18 protein-coding genes are annotated in these 17781 nt (G+C 73.1%); 6 read left to right on the top strand and 12 right to left on the bottom strand.

Annotated features, from left to right (window positions below; all coding sequences use genetic code 11):
- The first annotated feature begins 228 nt into the window (after positions 1-228).
- The 6 genes from ACTFTM_RS17390 (at position 229) to ACTFTM_RS17365 (ending at position 6040) form a co-directional block, all read left to right on the top strand.
- The gene (locus ACTFTM_RS17390) at positions 229-1359 is read left to right on the top strand and encodes a LacI family DNA-binding transcriptional regulator (protein ID WP_449561517.1); all 1131 of its coding nucleotides are present in this window, start codon (positions 229-231) and stop codon (positions 1357-1359) included.
- 19 nt (positions 1360-1378) lie between these two features.
- Complete coding sequence (locus tag ACTFTM_RS17385; protein WP_449561516.1) at positions 1379-2725, top strand: ABC transporter substrate-binding protein; 1347 nt, start codon at positions 1379-1381, stop codon at positions 2723-2725.
- A gap of 31 nt (positions 2726-2756) precedes the next feature.
- Positions 2757-3740 (top strand): carbohydrate ABC transporter permease, encoded by a 984-nt coding sequence (locus ACTFTM_RS17380; RefSeq protein ID WP_449561515.1) that lies wholly within the window; start codon positions 2757-2759, stop codon positions 3738-3740.
- Positions 3741-3817: 77 nt separating this feature from the next.
- Complete coding sequence (locus ACTFTM_RS17375) at positions 3818-4579, top strand: carbohydrate ABC transporter permease (RefSeq protein WP_449566661.1); 762 nt, start codon at positions 3818-3820, stop codon at positions 4577-4579.
- Positions 4563-5192 carry a hypothetical protein gene (locus ACTFTM_RS17370; RefSeq protein WP_449561514.1) on the top strand — a complete coding sequence of 210 codons (630 nt, stop codon included), beginning with the start codon at positions 4563-4565 and terminating at the stop codon, positions 5190-5192. Before ACTFTM_RS17375 ends, ACTFTM_RS17370 begins: the two co-directional genes overlap by 17 nt.
- Positions 5189-6040, top strand: a complete 852-nt coding sequence (locus ACTFTM_RS17365) for a DUF6807 domain-containing protein (protein ID WP_449561513.1) — start codon at positions 5189-5191, stop codon at positions 6038-6040. The genes ACTFTM_RS17370 and ACTFTM_RS17365 overlap by 4 nt, the downstream gene beginning before the upstream one ends.
- A 39-nt stretch (positions 6041-6079) precedes the next feature.
- Here the strand turns inward: ACTFTM_RS17365 and ACTFTM_RS17360 are convergent, their stop codons facing one another.
- Genes ACTFTM_RS17360 through ACTFTM_RS17305 form a run of 12 tightly spaced genes read right to left on the bottom strand, consistent with a single transcriptional unit; the run spans position 6080 to position 17773 of the window.
- Positions 6080-6850, bottom strand: coding sequence for a hypothetical protein (locus ACTFTM_RS17360; RefSeq protein WP_449561512.1), 771 nt, complete (start codon positions 6848-6850; stop codon positions 6080-6082).
- Between the two features lie 45 nt (positions 6851-6895).
- Positions 6896-7354, bottom strand: coding sequence for a hypothetical protein (locus ACTFTM_RS17355; RefSeq protein WP_449561511.1), 459 nt, complete (start codon positions 7352-7354; stop codon positions 6896-6898).
- Positions 7351-8283, bottom strand: a complete 933-nt coding sequence (locus tag ACTFTM_RS17350) for a hypothetical protein (protein ID WP_449561510.1) — start codon at positions 8281-8283, stop codon at positions 7351-7353. The genes ACTFTM_RS17355 and ACTFTM_RS17350 overlap by 4 nt, the downstream gene beginning before the upstream one ends.
- A gap of 9 nt (positions 8284-8292) precedes the next feature.
- Entirely contained in the window at positions 8293-8838 is a 546-nt protein-coding gene (locus ACTFTM_RS17345; protein WP_449561509.1) for a phage tail protein, read from the bottom strand.
- Entirely contained in the window at positions 8819-11470 is a 2652-nt protein-coding gene (locus tag ACTFTM_RS17340; RefSeq protein WP_449561508.1) for a putative baseplate assembly protein, read from the bottom strand. The genes ACTFTM_RS17345 and ACTFTM_RS17340 overlap by 20 nt, the downstream gene beginning before the upstream one ends.
- Positions 11467-11898, bottom strand: a complete 432-nt coding sequence (locus ACTFTM_RS17335) for a GPW/gp25 family protein (RefSeq protein ID WP_449561507.1) — start codon at positions 11896-11898, stop codon at positions 11467-11469. The genes ACTFTM_RS17340 and ACTFTM_RS17335 overlap by 4 nt, the downstream gene beginning before the upstream one ends.
- The gene (locus ACTFTM_RS17330) at positions 11895-12233 is read right to left on the bottom strand and encodes a hypothetical protein (RefSeq protein ID WP_449561506.1); all 339 of its coding nucleotides are present in this window, start codon (positions 12231-12233) and stop codon (positions 11895-11897) included. The genes ACTFTM_RS17335 and ACTFTM_RS17330 overlap by 4 nt, the downstream gene beginning before the upstream one ends.
- Positions 12233-13825: a contractile injection system protein, VgrG/Pvc8 family gene (locus ACTFTM_RS17325; RefSeq protein WP_449561505.1), complete on the bottom strand. Its 1593-nt coding sequence runs from the start codon at positions 13823-13825 to the stop codon at positions 12233-12235. The genes ACTFTM_RS17330 and ACTFTM_RS17325 overlap by 1 nt, the downstream gene beginning before the upstream one ends.
- Entirely contained in the window at positions 13822-14763 is a 942-nt protein-coding gene (locus tag ACTFTM_RS17320; RefSeq protein ID WP_449561504.1) for a CIS tube protein, read from the bottom strand. The genes ACTFTM_RS17325 and ACTFTM_RS17320 overlap by 4 nt, the downstream gene beginning before the upstream one ends.
- Positions 14763-16085, bottom strand: a complete 1323-nt coding sequence (locus ACTFTM_RS17315) for a hypothetical protein (protein WP_449561503.1) — start codon at positions 16083-16085, stop codon at positions 14763-14765. Before ACTFTM_RS17315 ends, ACTFTM_RS17320 begins: the two co-directional genes overlap by 1 nt.
- Positions 16060-16542, bottom strand: coding sequence for a phage tail protein (locus ACTFTM_RS17310; protein ID WP_449561502.1), 483 nt, complete (start codon positions 16540-16542; stop codon positions 16060-16062). The genes ACTFTM_RS17315 and ACTFTM_RS17310 overlap by 26 nt, the downstream gene beginning before the upstream one ends.
- 1 nt (position 16543) lies before the next feature.
- Positions 16544-17773, bottom strand: a complete 1230-nt coding sequence (locus ACTFTM_RS17305; RefSeq protein ID WP_449561501.1) for a phage tail sheath family protein — start codon at positions 17771-17773, stop codon at positions 16544-16546.
- Between the last annotated feature and the right edge of the window lie 8 nt (positions 17774-17781).

The following is a 17781-nucleotide window of genomic DNA, read 5'->3' as shown; positions in this document are numbered from 1 at the left end:
CGGATGACCCCTGCAAAGGTTTGCAGTGAAGTAACCACGATCGATCTGACGACGTCAACGACGACGGCACAATCGGCGGCAATTATGGGGTTTTGCGAATGTGCAGGTCACCGCTGGGCGTGTCGACGCAACAGAGCTGCAAACATTGACCGTTGACAGTGGAGCAACCGTTTGCATTAATTGGCGGCACCCGCGTGACCACCGCCGTACTCGGACGAAGGGGCCGCCGTGCCAGTCACCATCCGGGACGTCGCCCGCGCCTCCGGGGTGCACATCTCGACCGTGTCCCGCACCTTCTCCGCCCCGCACCTCGTCAATCCCGAGACCCGGGTCCGGGTGCTGGCCTGCGCGGAGGACCTGGGCTACCGGCCGAACCGCGCCGCCCGCGCCCTGATCACCGGGCGTACGCACAACATCGGGCTGATCATCGCGGACATCGCGAACCCGTTCTTCCCACCGCTGATCAAGGCGGCGGAGAGCCAGGCGCGGCACCGCGACTACCACGTGTTCGTGGCCGACACCAACGAGGACCCGACCGCCGAGGAGGAGCTGGTCCACGCCCTCGCGAAGCAGGTCGACGGGGTGCTGCTGTGCAGTCCCCGGATGAGCAACAGTCTGATCGAGCAGCTCAGCCGCGAGGTGCCGCTGGTCGTGGTGAACCGTCAGGTGACCGGCCTGCCGTGCGTGCTGATGGATGTCGGGCAGGGTGCCCGGGCGGCCGTCGAGCATCTGATCGGTCTCGGTCACCGCGACATCGCGCTGCTCGGCGGGCCGCGCAGCTCGTGGACCAACCGGGAGATGCGACGCGCCGCCACCGCGGCCGTGCGGGCCGGTGGCGGGGAGCTGACCGTCCTCGGCCCCAACGCCCCCACCGAGACCGGCGGCTCCGCCGTGGCCGAGCAGGTACGACGCAGCGGCGTCTCCGCCGTGCTCGCCTACAACGACCTGATGGCGATCGGCCTCATCGAAGGGCTGGACGCGCTCGGGGTGCGGGTGCCGCAGGAGGTGAGCGTCGTCGGGGTCGACGACATCGCCCTGAGCCGGCTCACCCGACCCAAACTGACGACGGTGGCCACACCCACCGGGGCCGCCGGCCGGACGGCCGTCGACATGCTGCTGCAACAGGACATCGAGTCACCGCGCGGCGCGCGGGGATCCGGTGCCGGCACGGCCGTCGGCGTCCGTCGTACCACCGCACAGGTAATGCTCCAGACCGACCTGGTCATCCGCGACTCGACCGGTCCGGGCCCGCACGCCCGACCGGCCCGTCCCCTGGCCGCTTCCCCTGGCCCGGACCCGCACTGCCCTGCGGGCCCGGGCATCCCGACCGCGGCCACCGGTGATGCCGTCGCCTCCTAAAGCCGAGGAGTGAGCGCACATGCACCCCGCAACGTCCCCCACCACTGGCACGCCCGTCGGGCGTCCTCACGGTACCCCGCTGCCCCGGCGACGATTGCTGCGCGGCCTGCTCGCCGCGACGGTCGCCGCGCCTCTGCTGTTCGGCGCCGCCGCGTGCGGCGACGACGGCGGCACCGCCGACCCGAACGCCCCGGTCAAGCTCTCGATCTTCTGGTGGGGCGGCGACGCCCGGGCCAAGCTGACCGAGGACGCCCTCGCCCTCTACACCAGGAAGCATCCGAACGTGACCTTCGAGAAGACCTGGCAGGCCAACCAGGGCTACTTCGACAAGCTCGCCACGCTCACCGCCGGTGGCAACCCGCCGGACCTGTTCCAGATCGACGACAACTACCTCGCCGAGTACGCCGGCCGCAACACCACGCTCGACCTGAAGACCTACCAGGAGTCCGGCAAGCTCGACACCTCCACGTTCCCCAAGAGCCTGCTGGAGTACGGGGTGGTCGACGGCAAGCTCGCCGGGGTGGCCGCCGGGGAGAACACCCAGGGCCTCGTCTACAACAAGACGCTGCTGACCAAGCACAACCTGCCCGAGCCGACCACCGGGATGAGCTGGGAGCAGCACATCGCCTGGGCCGAGGAGGTGTCCCGCAAGACCGGCGTGCCCGGCACGCAGGACCCGAGCGCCGACTACAAGGCGTTCTGGGTGTGGCTGCGCCAGCGGGGCAAGGACCTCTACAAGGGCAAGGAGCTGGGCTTCACCGCCGAGGACGTGACCGCGTGGTTCGACCTGTGGAAGGGCGCCCGGGACCGCAAGGCCACCCCGACCGCCGACGTCATCCACGAGGGCAACTCCAGCGACGTCACCAAGCAGTTGGTGGTCACCGGCAAGTCGGCGACGTCCTGGGTCTGGGCCAACCAGATGCCGGACCTGAAGAAGAACACCAAGGACGAGTTGGGTGTCGTCGCGTACCCCGGTGACCCCGGCGCGCAGTGGGCCCGGGCCTCGATGTACTGGTCCGTCTTCAAGGGCAGCAAGAAGAAGGACATCGCGGTCGACGTGATCAACTTCCTGGCCAACGACCGGGAGGCCGTCACGCTGCTCGGCACCGACCGTGGACTGCCGTCCAACCTGGACCTGCGTCAGGTGGTCAGCGACGGCACGACCGACCCCGCGATGAAGCAGTCGATCGCCGTCGAGGCGGAGCTGACCCAGAAGTTCGGCGCGTCGCCACAGGTGCCGATCAAGGGACACAGCACGGTCAAGTCCGAGCTGGTCAAGGCCGCCGAGAGCGCCCAGTACGGCCGGGCCACCCCCGCGCAGGCCGCCGCCCAGTTCGTCGAGGCGTGCAAGACCGCCATCGCCTGACCCGCCCACGAGGCGGGGAGAGGAGCCGTTCGTGGCGTTGACCACGGCGCCCGACCCGACCCGACGCGGCCCCGGATCCGGCCGGACCCACACCACACGGCGTGGGTCCGGCGGCGTCCGGCACCGCGAGGGTCTGGCGGGGTACGTCTTCCTGTCGCCGTGGCTCATCGGCCTGATGGGTGTCACGGCGGTTCCCATGCTGCTGTCGCTCTACCTGAGCTTCACCAACTACGACATCCTCACCCCGTTCTCCGAGGTGCGGTGGGTCGGGCTGGCCAACTACGAGCGGATGTTCACCGCCGACCCGTCGTACTGGCACGCGGTGCGGGTCACCCTGACCTTCGCGCTGGTCGCCGTACCCCTCAAGCTGGCCGCGGCCCTCGGCGTGGCGCTGCTGCTCAACCGCGCGTGGCGCGGCGTCGGCCTGTTCCGCGGCCTGTTCTACCTGCCCTCGCTGCTCGGCGGCAGCGTGGCGCTGGCCATCGTCTGGGTCAACATGTTCAACCGCGACGGGGCGTTCAACTCGCTGCTCAGCCTCGTCGGCATCGAGGGCAGACCCTGGGTCAACGACCCGGACTGGGCCCTTCAGACCCTCATGGTGCTGGCCATCTGGCAGTTCGGCGCCCCGATGGTGATCTTCCTGGCCGGGCTCAAACAGGTGCCCGTCGAGCTGTACGAGGCCGCCTCGGTCGACGGCGCCGGCCGGTTCCGCCAGTTCCGCAACGTCACCCTGCCGATGCTCTCCCCGGTCATCTTCTTCAACCTGGTGCTGGAGACGATCAACGGTTTCCAGGGCTTCACCGCCGCGTTCGTGCTCAGCAACGGCACCGGCGGCCCGGTCGACGCCACCCTCATGTACACGCTCAACCTCTACATCACCGGCTTCACCGACCTGGAGATGGGCTACGCCTCGGCGATGGCCTGGGTGTTCCTCCTCGCCATCGCCGCCATCACCGCGATCTTCTTCGGCACCGGGCGGTTCTGGGTGCACTACACGGACGGGGAGGACCGGTGACGCGCGGGCGCGGGCCGGTCCTGCGGCTGGTGATCCTGGTGGCGATCGTGGCCGTGGTGCTCTACCCGCTGATCTGGATGGTCGGCACCTCCCTGAAGTCGCAGGAGGAGATCGTCAACAACGTCGGGCTGCTGCCCGAGCGGTTCACCCCGGGCAACTACACCGCCGGCTGGTCCAACTTCGACGTCGGCTTCGGCCGGTTCTTCCTCAACAGCGCGCTGGTCAGCCTGCTCACCGTCGTCGGCAACGGGCTCTCCTGCCTGCTGGCCGCGTACGCCTTCGCCCGCCTGAGGTTCCGGCTGCGTGGCCTCTGGTTCGCCGTCATGATCGGTACGCTGCTGCTGCCCCAGCACGTGCTGATCGTCCCGCAGTACATCCTGTTCCGCACCCTCGGTCTGGTCGGCGGCGAGTGGCCCTACCTGCCGCTGCTCATCCCGCAGTTCCTGGCCACCGAGGCGTTCTTCGTCTTCCTCATGGTGCAGTTCATGCGGGGCGTCCCGCGCGAGCTGGACGAGGCGGCGCGGATCGACGGCGCCGGCCCGTACGGCATCTTCCGGCACATCATCCTGCCGCTGAGCCGCCCCGCCCTGGTCACCACGGCGATCTTCTCGTTCATCTGGACCTGGAACGACTTCTTCCGCCAGCTCGTCTTCCTGTCCCAACTCGAGGACTACACGGTGCCGGTGGCGCTGACCCTGTTCATCGACTCGACCAGTCAGAGCGCGGTCGGGCCGATGTTCGCCATGTCGGTGCTGTCGCTGCTGCCGGTCTTCCTGTTCTTCGTCGCGTTCCAACGGATGCTCGTCGAGGGGATCAACACCGGTGGCATCAAGGGCTGAACCCGACGACGCCGCCGTACGGCGGGACTGGCGCGACGTCGCGCGCGACGCCGCCGACCTGGCGCTGCTCGGCATCCTGGTGACCCTCGCGGCGGCGCCGCTGCTCACCGCCGCCGGGGCGGCCGGTACGGCCAGCGCGGCGGTGCACGACTGGGCGCGTACCGGCGGTTGGCCGTCGGCGCGGACGACCCTGCGCCGGTTCGGCCGCTCGGTGCTGCCCGGCGTGCCGGTCAGCCTGCTCGCGCTCTCCGTTCTCGGACTGCTCGCCGTGGATCTGGCGGCGCTGGCCGCCGGACGGGTGCCCGGTGGCCCACCGGTGCTGGTGGTGACCGGCCTGGTCACGGCCGCTCTGGCCGGGTACGCCGGGCTGGTCATCGTCGAGGCGGGCCGTAACGGGGGCGGGCGGTGGCGGGTCGCGGCCCGGTGCAGCGCCCGCGCCTGCCTCGACGCGCCGGCCCGGTGGGCTGCCCTCACGGGCGTGACGGCACTGGCCGGGCTGCTCGCCGTCCTGGTGACGCCGGTGGCCGTGCCGATCCTCGCCGGCTACACCCTGGCGGCCCTGCACGCCGTCGCCAACCGCCTGCCGGTCTTCGAGCGGGTGGAGGCGCGGTGAACGTCGAGGAGCCCGCGCGGCTGCTGGTCGGTGCGACCGAGGTCGCCCGGTACGTCGTCGACCCCGAGTTGGACGCGCGGCACGGACCCCGGCCGTACCTGCACCCCGTCCGCACCCTGGGCGGCACGGTGGTCACCGACGCGTTCCCCGCCGACCACGTCTGGCACCTGGGGGCCTCACTCGCCGTGCAGGACGTCGACGGCGTCAACCTGTGGGGCGGGCGCACCTACGTGCGCGACGTCGGCTACACGTGGCGCGACGACCACGGACGGATCGTCCACACCGGTTGGTCGCGGCGCTCGGCCAACCTGCTGGCCCACGAACTTCAGTGGCGCGACCCGCGTCAACAGGTGCTGCTGACCGAGCGGCGTCAGCTCGCCGCGTCGGCGGTGACGCCGGACGTCTGGCGGCTCGATCTGGACTCCGCGCTCACCGCGCCGCCCGACAGGTCCGTGCGCCTGGGTAGCCCGGCCACCAACGGTCGCCCCGGCGGGGCCGGCTACGGCGGGTTCTTCTGGCGGGTTGCGGCCGGCGGCGAGGCGACGGTGTTCACCGCCACGGCGGCCGGGGAGGAGGCGGTGAACGGCAGCGCGGCCCCGTGGCTGGCGCTGACCGGCGCCGGGCCGGGCGGTGGGGCGTACACGCTGGTCTTCGCGGGGCTCGGCCCCGGCGACCGGTGGTTCGTGCGGACCGCGATGTATCCTGGCGTCTGCGTGGCCTTCGCCTTCGACACCCCGGCCGAAGTCCCCGCCGGCAATACCCGCGACGGTCGCTACCAGGTGTGGATCGCCGACGGCGCCCTCTCCCCGGATCGCTGCGCGACCCTCGCCAGCAGCCGTCGATCATGAAGTTGTTGCCACGACACGCCGAGCGCGGTGACAACAACTTCATGATCGACGAGGCAGGGCGGCGGGGACGGCGGCGGCGGTGACCCGGATGGCCTTGACTATCGCCGGGATCGAGCCGATCAGCAGCACCAGGCCCCAGATGATGGCCACGATGGCGAAGACCAGCGCGCCGATGTCGTCGAGGATGCTCACCACGATGACCGGCACCAACCGGTGCAGGAACTCCAGTACGACGGTGCACAGCAGGGTGGTGATGATTATCAGGACGAGGCCTTTGTTCTGCAGAAACCGGGGCTGGGCCAGCACCAGCAACCCCGCCCACACGAGCTTGAGCAGCAGCGCCAGGCCGAGCAGCACCGCCGCGTCGCCCACCGGGAAGAAGCCCCACAGCGCCAGGTACGCCAGGGTGCCGAACGGCACGGCGAGGAACAGCGACACCATGATCATCAGCTCCACGAACGCGATGATCAGCAGGACCAGCGAGCCCAGGATGAGCAGGATCGAGAAGATCAGCGTCGCGACGCCCTGGATCCGGCCCTGCACCCGCTCGGGCACCACCAGGCTCAGGCAGAACAGGCCGGTGGTCCACAGCGCCACCGCGTCGATCAGCGCCAGGTAGCTCGTACCCCGGCCGGACGGTTCGCTGACCCCGGCCGCGTCCACCTCCACGCCGAGGTCCGCCGCGCCGGCCAGCAGCGCGCCGGTGGCGTCGCCTCCGCCGGTGAGCAGCGACGATCCCACCTCGACGAGGACCACAAGCGTGATCGCGACCAGCGCGAGCAGCAGGAACGGCTTGCGCAGCTCACCCATGGCGGGCCTCCGTACGGTTGAGGAGCGCGCCAGCGGGCCGACCGGTCACTCGGCGGCGACGGTGACCGTGCATCCCACACCTCCCGGGCAGCCCAGCAGCACCGTTGTCGCGCTGTCGACGGCGATCCGGGCGACCGCCTCGCCGTCGTCGTCCGGCTCGACCTCCGAGCGCACGGTGAGGTCGGCGTCGCCCGGCGCCGGCGCGGTCACCACGAACGGGCGGCCACTGCGCAGCACCACCGTCCGCAGGTCGCCGGGGTCGGCGATCCGTACCGCGCAGCCGCCGACGAAGGTGAGCACGTCGCCGGTACGGTCACAGTCGGCCTGCACGGTCGCCGGGTCGATCGTGCCGCTCCCGCCGGTGAGGCGTCCCAACCGCTGCACGATCCCCGGCCGATCGCTCGCGCGGCCCTGCTCACCGCCGCCGACGCCGACGGCGAGCCCGAAGAACGCCACCAGCAGCACGGCCAGCGTTCCCAGCACGATCTTTTGCCGACCGCTCATCGCCGCGCGACCGCCCCGGTCACCTCGGTGAAGCGGATCTGGTCCACGCCCGCGAAGTACCTGTCGAAGCCCTGCGTCTTGCCGACGGCGACCAGGGTGAGCGTGTGCCGGCCCGCCCCCAGCCGGACGGTCCCGACGTCGGTGAAGTCCTGTAGGACGACCGTCGGGGTGAAGCCGAAGAAGGTGCTCCCGAGCTGCACGCCGTCGACCTGCCAGATGGTGTTGGCGTAGTCGAAGCTCGTGGTGCGCGTGGTGGAGAACCGCCAGACGGCGTCGGCCGGCAGTTCGACGGTGACGCTGACCCGGTCACCGGGCGCCAGGCCGGTGAAGAACAGTTGCGCGTCGCCCGACCAGGTCACGTCGCAGCAGTTCGGCTGCGCGTCGATGCCCGCGGCGGTCTTCGCCGGGGACTCGACCCGTGCGCCGTCGACCAGGCTCTCCGCCTCCAGCGTCACGACCCGTGGCGTGCCCGGCGTCGGTGGTCCGTCGGAGCGGGTCAGCAGGTAGCCGACCACCCCGGCGACCACGAGCACCAGCGCCGCCGCGGCGGCGATCCACGGCCACGGCGTGCGCTTCGGCGCGGCGACCGCCCGGACCTCGTACGTCACCCGGCCGCTGGAGCGCGAGCTCTCCTCCGGCGCGGTGTTCGCCGAGTACGCGAACCCGGTCATGTCGTAGCGGCGGGGCGCGGTGCCGGCCGGCACGGCGAGGCGGACCAGGAAGGAGACCGAACCCTGCCCGGGCACCACCCGCTGCGGCTCGGTGACGGTGAACCAGGCCCGCTGGCTGCCCTCGCCCGGCGCCACGTCGAAGACGACGGTGTCCGGCGCGAGGCCCGGGTTGGAGACGGTGAAGGTCAGTTCGCCGTTGTTGGCGGCGTCCAGGGTGAACTGCGACGCGGCGGCGACGACGGCCCATTCGGTGGTCATGACGGCTCCTTAAGCGGACGGTGCCGCGGTCGGCTGATCCGATGGTGGCGAGGCGGCGAGGACGACCTCTGCGGTGACCGCCGCGGGCTTCTCCGCCTCGACGATGCGGGTGATCACGGCGAGGTGCTCGGCGGCGGCCGCCGGCACCCGCACCACGATGTGAAAGGGCATCTCCTCGGGCTCGTCGATGGCGAAGCCGCTCACCCCGGTGGCCACCTCCAGAGCCCGTCGCATCCCGTACGGGGTGCCGCGCCACCGCGCCAGCAGCGCGCCGTGCGCCACCAGGTCACGCAGCCGCCCGACCGGCAGGGGCAGCGGGGCGTCCGGTCGGTGCGACGCCACCACGTGGTCCATCGCCACCCAGCGGGTCAGGCGTACGACCATGTGATCGGGCGCCCGGTACGGGTCGAACAGGGCGTCGACCTCGGCGAGGATCGCCTCGTCCGGGGCGTGCAGCCCCTCCATCACGTCCAGCAGCGCCCAGAGCACGCTGCCCGGCACGCACGCCCGCTGGTACGCGGCGGGCAGCAGCCGCTCAATCGCCGAGCGTCGCATCCTGGCGCACCACCTCGATGTCGTGCTCGCCGGAGCAGAGCAGCCACGTGTCCGGGACGGTCACCACGTCGGCGGTGGCCTGGTTGGCGCTGGCGGTCCAGGTGACCGCGTCGGCGCTGCGGTACACACCGCGCTCGCCGCCGGCCAGCACCAGCCGGTCGGCAGCCGGGCCGCCCGCGCCGGAGGCCGCCGGACCGCCCGCGCCGACGGCTGCCGCCGGAGGGCCGCTCACGGCGACGGCGTCGACCGGTACGAACCGGGTGCGGTCGCGCAGCGGCAGCCCGCAGTTCACCGACACCGGTTGCCACTGCGGCTGGGCGGCCAGCGTGTCCAGCCGCAGCACCCCGCCGCTCTGGGTGGCGGCCACCGCCTGCTGCCCGGCGAACGCCAGATCCCGGCAGGTGCCGCCGATCCAGCCGGCCTGCACCGCCTGCCACTTGACGTCGGACTCGAACAGCCGGGTCCGGTGGCAGCCCTGGCCGGGTTTCTTCGGGTCGGGCTCGCCCGCGCCGCTCCACAGCAGCGTCGCCGGACCGTCGTACTGCACCGCGAGAACCCGGTTGTCCACGTTGGAGAGACCGACGTGCGCGAAGCTGCCGGGGCGGCCGCCGGCCGTCGACAGGTACACCCCGAAACTGGCCTGCGCGGCCACCGCCACGCCCGGCGAGCCGCGCTCGGAGACGAAGGCGCGGACGGCGTAGAAGCCCCGGTCGGCGTCGGAGGGGTCGACGAGGATCTGCAACGGCACCGCGCCGGGCAGCAGCGACACCTCGTACAGCCCGGTGTCCGTCGCCACCAGCAGCGCTCCCGCGCCGTCACGGTCCAGCCAGGCCACGTCGGAGATCCGCGAGTCCAGGTCCGCCAGCAGCGACCACGTCTCACCGAGGTCGGTGCTCAGTCGTACCCGGGAGCCGCCCGATTCGCGCACCGTCACCACGGCCACCGAGCCGGGACGCGCCACGATGCCGGGCCGCACCGGGGCCGGCGCGGGCGCCACCCGCAGGACCGTCTCGTCGTCGTCGAACCGACCGGCCGGCTCCCAGCCCGCGCCCGCGTTGCTGGAGCGGAACAGCACCGGGCCACGTCCGGCGTACCAGGTGCGTGCCTGGTACGCGTCGACGGCGAGGGCACGGACGTTGGCGTCGGGCGCCTCGTCGACCACGAACCGCACCGACTCGACGTACCGCACGCCCGGCTCGGCCTGCTCCAACAACCGGTACACGTTGGACGCCCGCAGCGGCTCGCCGAACGGCCACCCGCTGGGGTTGAGCGCGGTGGGCAGCGGACTGAGCGTCTGGTGCAGCCGGTCGTGGATGCGCCGCCGGACCGCGTCCACGTCCTCCTCCCGCCGCACCACCACACGGGCCCGCACCGACACCGCCTTGAACCGGGCCCAGCTCGCCCGCGAGCGGATGCCGACCATCCGGCGCTGCTCCAGGTCCGCCTCGACGCGGTGGCGGGCCTCGGGCACCTCGTGCTCGCGCAGCACCGCCACCGGCAGCCGCCCACCCGGGCGGGCCGCCGGCGGCACGTACGGCACCAGCACCACCTCGACCTCACCCGGTCGGGCGAAGCTGTAGACGGCCGACCGGGTGAACGCGCGGGCCCGCGCCACCGCGCCGGAGCTGGTGGCGAGCACCTCGAAGTCGCGGGCGGTGACCGCCCGCTGCTGGGCGAAGAACTCGTACGGGCCGCGGAGCAGCACCGATTCCAACGCCTCCATCTCCCGGCCGCCGGCCGCCGGGGCGGGGTTGTCGACGCGTACCCCGGGCAGTGGATCGCGCAGGGTGGTCAGCGTGCCGGCGGCGACGTTGCCGGCCGGACCGCCGCCGGCCCGGTACCAGAGGCGGACCTGCCGCCCGGCCGGCGGCACGGCCGCCACCGGGGTCGGCCCGGCGGCGCCACCGGTGGGCGGACGCAGGTCCAGGGCCGGCGCGAAGGTGACGGTGCCCGAGCAGCGGTCCACCAGGTACGCCTTGGCCTGCGGGCCGAGCCCGGCGAAGCTGTCCACCGGTTGCCAGATCTCGAACGTGCGGCCCTCGTGCTCGCGGGCCGCCGCCCCCAGCTCCACCGAGCCGGTCGGCACCTCCACCCCGAGCAGCAGGTCCAGCGGCTCGCCGGTGTGGGCCAGGGGAGCGCGGGAAGCGCGCAGCACCTGACCCGGCTGGCCGGTGCCCACACCCAGCAACTCCGCGTCGACGGGCTCGCAGTGGTGCATGCGGACCGTCACCGAGGACTGACCGGCCGGCAGCACCGCCGGCTCGGTCGTGACGAACACGACGGGCCGGGGATCACCGCCCCGCGCCGCCGCGACCCGCAGACCGGCCGGGATCCGCACCGCCGCGGTGTCGGCGCCGGCGCGGGTGAACACCACGTCCGCCCAGGCCGCGGTGGGCGCGTGCCGTGCCACGCCGAGCAGGTTCAGGAACTGCACGTACGCCTTCTCCGGCAACTGGTTCAGCCGGTAGATCATCACCTCGGTCAGGTGCGCGAACGCCTCCACGAGCGCCATGCCCGGGTCGTGCGCCGACAGGTCGGTCCAGGCGGGGCAGGACTGGCGGATGCGCTCGCGGGCCTCGGTGACCAGGTCGAGGAATCCGCGATCGTCCAGGTGCGGCACGGGCAGCGTCATGACGATTCTCCCGGTTCGTCGTCGGCGGGGAGCAGATCCACGGAGAACACCAACTGGCCGGGCGTCAGGCTGGCCCGCACCCGGTAGTCGAGCCGGATCACCAGCTGCCACTCCTCGTCCGGGTCCGGTCCGGCGTCGACGTCGATGACCTCGACCCGGGGCTCCCAGCGGGCGATGGCCTGCCGGACGTAGTGGATCGCCAACCCGGCCGTGGTGTCGTCGTTGGGCGCGAAGACCAGTCGGTGCAGCCGGGAGCCGTACCCGGGTCGCATCAGCCGCTCGCCCGGCGTCGTCGACAACAGCAGGAACAGCGCCTGGCGTACGCTCTCGTCGCCCTCGGTCATCGCCAGGCCACCGGCGGCGGTGAGCGCCAACCCGCCGCCACGGCCGGCGTCGAAGCCGGCCCCGACGAAACGGAACGCCCTCACCGGTCCGCCCCCAGGAAGCGCTGCCGGGGGTCGCGGACGGTGTGGTGGACCGCGTCCGGCGGTGTGCCGTCGGTGAAGCCCTTCAGGTGCGACAGCACGACCCGGTGCCCGTCGACGCGCAGCCAGTCGCTGTAGCCGACGTGGACGGTCCGCGTCTTCGCGCACGGCTTGATGGTCGGGCCGTAGTTCGGGCAGGCGACGATCTTCCGCCCCTCCGGGTCGTCGTCCACCAGCACCGGCACGGCGGTGACGGTCACCCACCGCTGCGACGGTTGGTTCTCGACCCGGCCGTCGTGGTCACAGGCGATCACCGAGTCGCGGTGGATCCAACGCATCAGCCGCCTCCTTCGTGGTGGGCGCGGGCCAGCGAACGGGCCTGCTGCGCCGCGGTGGTCGGGTCCTCGGTCGCCTCGGCGTGCAGGAAGTCCACGCTGCGGGCGCGGACCACCATGGCCCGGCCCGGCGCGGAGATCACCAGGTCGGTCGCGGCGTGCAGGGTGGCCAGGTCGGGGGTGAGCTCCAGCCAACTGCCGCCCTCGGTGCCGAGCCGCAGGCTGCGCTGGACGTCGTCCACCACGATCGACTGGCCACCGGCCGTGCGCAGCGTCCAGCGCCGGGCCCGGCCGTCGTCGATGCCCGCGTCGTACGGCTCGACGGCCCCGAACAGCGAACCCAGCACGATGCCCGAGGCGGGCTCGCCGCCGGGCAGCACCACCAGCACGGTGTCGTCCGGGTCGGGGAGCGCCACCAGACCCTTGCCGCGCCCCGCGCCGGGACAGAGCACGCCGAGCCAACCGGCGTCCAGGTCCCCGTACGCGGGCAGGGTCAGCCGTACGCGGCCCAACCCGTCCGGGTCGGCCACGTCGGTCACGGTGCCGAGGGTGACGACCGCGCCGCCGCCCGCCGTGGGCGCAGTGGCCGGCGGCGCGGTCGAGAACCGGGTGAGGTGCCCGTCGCCGTCCACGGTGTGCACCACCTCGGTCAGCACGTACGCCCCGGCGAGCGGGTCGGGCACCCCCGCCAGGTCGATCCGTCGGCCCGGCCGCAGCGCCGGATCACCCTCGGCGACCCCCTCGGCGGTGGACAGCGCGGCAGCGCGCAGGTCCAGTCGTGCCTGGGCCAGCGCGGCCAGCTCGTCGTCGCTGCGTCCCGGCTGGTCGACGGCGGTGCGTACCCCGTCGGCCCCCACGTCGGCGGGGTCCGGGCGGTCACCGGACGGTCGACCGCAGCGTGCCTCGTCGGCCCGCTGGCTGATCGGCTCGGCCCGCTGCGGGTGCCACCCCAACGCGGCGCTCGCGCCGCTGGCCTGGTCCGCGTTCGTGGAGAGCCGCAGGGTGTGCACACCCGCGCCGAGGGTCAGCGGGACCGGCTCGCCGTAGCCGGCGAGGGTGACCAGTCGTACGCCGTCGCCGTCGGCGGCCAGGTGCAGCCCGGCCCGCCCGGCGACCTCGCAGAGCAACTCCAGATCGCTGTGCCGGTGCTGCACCAACCTCTCCAGGCGGGGGCCGTCGTCCTCGGCCGTCACGCCCAGCCCCACCTCGCCGCACAGATCCCGGGCCAGCTCGGCGGCCGTCACCGAGGTGAAGACCCGCAGATCCTGCCGCTTGCGCAGCCGGTGCACCGCGTCGTACGCCCGCAGCCGCAGCACGGCCGCACCGTCGGCCGCGTACTCGACCTCCACACAGGTCACCTCCCCGACGAACAGCGCGTCGGCGTGATCGGCGAGCCGCACGTCGAGGGCCGTGCCGGGGCGCACGGCGGGGTCGAGGGCCGCCGTGCCGGACACGGTGGCGAGCACCAGTTCGGCCTGTGTGGGCTGGTCGAGCCGGGCAGCCACCCGCAGCGAGCGGATCCGCTGGCGGGCCACGGGGTTCAGCTCGACGCCGTCAAGCAGGACGGTCAGCGCGCGGGGCGCGATGCTGGTCACGGCGTACCCCCCGAACCCGGGGTCGTGCCTGTCGACGCGGTCCCGCTCGCGGCGGCCGTTGCGGGCGGGCCGGCCCAGGTCGCGGCGGCCGCTGCGGGTGGGCCGGCCCAGGTCGCGGCGGCGATCGAGGCTGCCCAGCTCGCGGCGGTGGCGATCGAGGCGTCCACGAACGACCCGCCGGCCCGCGCCGTCGTGCCGAGCGTCGACTCCGACGTCGGGCCGCCCGAGCCGACCGGGGGAACCGCGAGGGTCGTACCGGCCGGCACCGCGAGCGGGTCGGTGATCCGGTTGTGCTCGGCCAGCAGCCGCCACCGCAGCGGCGACCCGAGCGCGTCGTTGGCCAGCAGATCGAAACGCACCCCGGCGTGGCCCGGTTCGGTGGCGCCGTCACCGGCGGCGACCACGGCGCTGCCCGGCGCGGCCGCCGGGGTACTCGCCGCGGCCAGCTCCTCGGCGAACCCGGCCTGCGCCTGGTCGGCGGTCTCGGCGGCCCGCACCAGCTTCAGCCGCAGCCAGGAGCGCCGCGGCGAGCCGGTGCCGGTGAACGCGTCGAACCGCTCGGCCACCGCGACGATCACGCCCGGCACGTTCCACGTCTTGCCCCAGACGAGCCGGACCAGCGGCGGGCGCAGCCAGCCGTGCTCGGCGGCGGAGTTCTCCGCCAGCATCCACAACGGCCGGGTCAGCATCCGCACGTCGGTGGGACGGACCTGCGCCTGGACGAAGTCGACGTCGAAGAGCAGATCCAGCACCAACTCCGTACGGCCGCCGCCGGTGAAGACCAGCGGGTCGTCGGCCAGTCCGGAGCCGGTGAGCTGCGCGCCGCCCGCACCCCGGTGGCGTACGCCGGCGAGCCGCGTCACCTGGACGGTCTCCGGGTTGAGCAGGCAGTCGACCCGCTCTCCGGTGGAGTCGATGAGGAAGGCGACGCGTTCCATCAGCCGCCCGCCTGCTCCCGGTCGAGTCGGCGTTCGTGGCCCGCGTCCAGCGCCGCGCCGGGCACCGTCCACAGCGGTCCGTCATCCGGTAGCGCCGGCCACGGGTCCACGTCGGGCCCGACGGCGGTCGACGGGAACACCGCGCTCGCCGGCCATCGCCCGCCGCCGTCGACCTCGGCGACGCCCGTCCCGTACCCGGGTGGACCGTCCCACTGCCCGGCCGCGCCGCCGCGCCGCGGAACGACGTGCGGGGTGTCGACAGGCTGGTCGCGCTCTGGCCGGGCGTGCTGGCCGTGGCGGAGTGCGGCGTACTGGTCAGACTGCGGCGCGGCCCCCTCCGGCGGCCGAGGCCGGCCAGTCTGCCTCCGACCAGGCAGCCAGCTGGCGTGGTGCTCAGGAAAACGGCCGGGGAATTGGCCGCTGTGGCGTTCGGATTGCTGGCCGGCATCCGGCTGGGGTTGTCCGTCGGCGGGATGCTCCCCGAGCCGGCCCCGCCTATCCGGTTCGTCCGGCAGGTCGGGCCGGGACAGTCCGCCCATTCTCCCGCCGGCGCGGCCGTGCCGCGTCACCGCCAGGTCGACGGTAGATCTGGGAGGGAGAGCGCCCGTGGAGGGGTCGAAACCGTCCAAGATCTCGCGAGCCCGGCTGGGTGCGGGGGTCGGTTCACCTCGGTCCCGGGTAGCGGGGGTGGCGACCGTCCCCTCGAGGTGGGCGGCAGCGGGCTCGGCGAACGGTGTGCCACCGCTCGCCGAGGCGTCCCGCCCGCCCGGCCACTCCGAGCCGTGGGAGTGGGCCGTCCCGCTCGACGACTCCGCGCCGATCGGGGCCGCGGGTCGAATGACCGGGAGCCGTCGGTCGGACCTGCCGTCCGGGTCACCGGGACCGCTGCTCGCCGGACCATGGAGTGCGTGAGCGTCAGCGCCGTCCGGCTGGGCGCGCGGGTACGGGTCGTCGACCCGGTCCGGACCGGCGGCCGTCGGCCGGTCGGTCCGACCGGTGAGCGGCCGGGCCGCGTGGCCGACCGGGCCGGGAAAGGAGTCGCGCCGCCGCAATGGCGTCGCGACCGGCGGAGTCCGGTCCGGGATCGGCGGGACCGGATCGAGGTCGAGGTCGGGGTCCAGTTCGCGGAGCAGGCCGGGGGCGTGCGCGGCGACCAGGTCCACCCAGTGCTGCGGCGGCTCGCCGAGACGACGCGGGACGTCCGCCGGACGTTCCGGCTCGGCGGCCGTGTTGTCGACGCGTCCGGCGAGGCGCTGCACCGCGCCGGCCGCCGAGCGGAGGCGACCGGCCAGCCAGCTACGCGGGCGTCGGCGCGGCGGCACCGCCGGCCTCCAGTTCGAGGCCCTCGTAGCGCAGGGTCAGCGACGCGATGGCGATCTCGTGGCCGACCGTGTTGAGGTGCGCTCCGCGCCACCGGGTGGGCCACGCGTCGATCAGGTTCCAGCGCAGCACCTCGGCGGTGCCCGCCGCGTCGAGCAGCACCACCGACACGTTCCGCCGGTTGAGGGTGCCCTTGGCGGTGGCGTTCACCCAGTCCCACAGCTCGCGGGACGCGGTGAGGCCGAAGTGCAGGGTCACCGGCTCGTACTCGGCCTGGCCGGGGACCATCCGCGTCGGCCCGGGGCCGTGCTCCCGGTACGGCTGTCCGGGGATGTTCACCTCCAGCCCGCTCATCTCGGTGAAGTGGCCGTTGGTGACGCCGTTGATGAGCAGGCGGAAGTTGTACGCCCGGTACGGGTCGACGGGCGCGCCGGGCTGCGGTGTGGCGGGGGTGGCCATGTCAGCCTCCGATCGTCTCGGTCTCGGTGCCGCCGGCCCACTGGCTGAGCTTGAACACCACGAATTCGGCGGGCTTGACGACGGCGATGCCGATGTGGGCGATCACCATGCCGGCGTCACGGACGTCCGGCGGGTTGGTCTCCTCGTCGCACTTGACGAAGAACGCCTCCTCGGGGCTGCGCCCGAGCAGCGCGCCGTCGCGCCACACACGGGTGAGGAACGCCCCGATGTCGCGCCGGATCGAGCGCCACAGGGTGAAGTCGTTCGGCTCGAAGACCATCCAGCGGGTCCCGTTGGCGATGGCCTGTTCGATGGCGATGCTGAGTCGCCGGACGTTGAGGTAGCGCCACTCGCTGGCCTCGGCGGCGAGCGTACGGGCGCCCCAGACGCGGATGCCCTCGCCGGCGAAGTAGCGGATCACGTTGACGCCCTTGGGGTTGAGCACGTCGTGCTCGGGGCGGGTGACCCGGTAGCCGAGGTCGACGGCGCCACGGACCGGTTCGTTGGCCGGCGCCTTGTGCACGCCGCGCAGGGCGTCGGTGCGGGCCCAGATGCCGGCCAGGTGCCCGCTCGGCGGTGTCAGTTCCAGCTCGCCGGTGATCGGGTCACGGACCTGTACGTACGGGTAGTAGAAAGCGGCGAACTCGGACTGCCGGGGTCGGTACGCCGGCGGTCCCTCTCCGCCGCCCGGACCGGCGGCGGGGCCCGCACCCTCGGCGGGTTTCGGGGGCTTGCCGGAGGACGGGGTGGCGACGCGGGTCAGCGCGGAGATGTCGTCGATGTCCGGGGCCGGGTCGCAGATCGCCACCATGGTGCGGGTCCGCTCGGCCATGCTGATCAGCGCTTCGTGGGACACCGGGTCGGAGAACCCCGGGGCGGCGATGATGGAGATCTCGTCGACGGCCTCCAGCAGTTGCAGGCCGCCGCGTTGCTTGCCGGCGCCGGTGATCGCGCCGCCCTCGCCGACGTTGACGACCCAGCAGCGTGCGCCCCCGTTGTCCAGGAAACCGAAGACGGCCCGCGCGAGGGGGGTGCTCTCGACCTGGTCGCCGTCGGCGAAGAGCCGCAGGAACTCGGTCCAGTTGTTGACCGGTACGGCCTTGCCCAGGTGGGCGTCGCGGTTCGGGGCGACGCCGACGAACGCGGCGATGCTGGTGCTCACCGGTCCGATCGGTCGGGCGCCGCTGGGGACCTCCTCGACGTAGATGCCGGGGGAGAAGTAGCTGGGCATCGGTCCTC

This window comes from Micromonospora sp. RB23 (assembly GCF_053585025.1).
The sequence above is the reverse complement of the archived record's forward strand: the minus strand, read 5'-3'. Positions and strand labels throughout refer to the sequence as shown.

Excerpts from the sequence above, each read along its gene's own strand:
- ACTFTM_RS17385 (WP_449561516.1), top strand. The coding sequence starts at position 1,379 with ATGCACCCCGCAACGTCCCCCACCACTGGCACGCCCGTCGGGCGTCCT.
- ACTFTM_RS17375 (WP_449566661.1), top strand. The coding sequence starts at position 3,818 with ATGGTCGGCACCTCCCTGAAGTCGCAGGAGGAGATCGTCAACAACGTC.
- ACTFTM_RS17360 (WP_449561512.1), bottom strand. The coding sequence starts at position 6,850 with ATGGGTGAGCTGCGCAAGCCGTTCCTGCTGCTCGCGCTGGTCGCGATC.
- ACTFTM_RS17355 (WP_449561511.1), bottom strand. The coding sequence starts at position 7,354 with ATGAGCGGTCGGCAAAAGATCGTGCTGGGAACGCTGGCCGTGCTGCTG.
- ACTFTM_RS17350 (WP_449561510.1), bottom strand. The coding sequence starts at position 8,283 with ATGACCACCGAATGGGCCGTCGTCGCCGCCGCGTCGCAGTTCACCCTG.
- ACTFTM_RS17345 (WP_449561509.1), bottom strand. The coding sequence starts at position 8,838 with ATGCGACGCTCGGCGATTGAGCGGCTGCTGCCCGCCGCGTACCAGCGG.
- ACTFTM_RS17340 (WP_449561508.1), bottom strand. The coding sequence starts at position 11,470 with ATGACGCTGCCCGTGCCGCACCTGGACGATCGCGGATTCCTCGACCTG.
- ACTFTM_RS17330 (WP_449561506.1), bottom strand. The coding sequence starts at position 12,233 with ATGCGTTGGATCCACCGCGACTCGGTGATCGCCTGTGACCACGACGGC.
- ACTFTM_RS17320 (WP_449561504.1), bottom strand. The coding sequence starts at position 14,763 with ATGGAACGCGTCGCCTTCCTCATCGACTCCACCGGAGAGCGGGTCGAC.
- ACTFTM_RS17310 (WP_449561502.1), bottom strand. The coding sequence starts at position 16,542 with ATGGCCACCCCCGCCACACCGCAGCCCGGCGCGCCCGTCGACCCGTAC.
- ACTFTM_RS17305 (WP_449561501.1), bottom strand. The coding sequence starts at position 17,773 with ATGCCCAGCTACTTCTCCCCCGGCATCTACGTCGAGGAGGTCCCCAGC.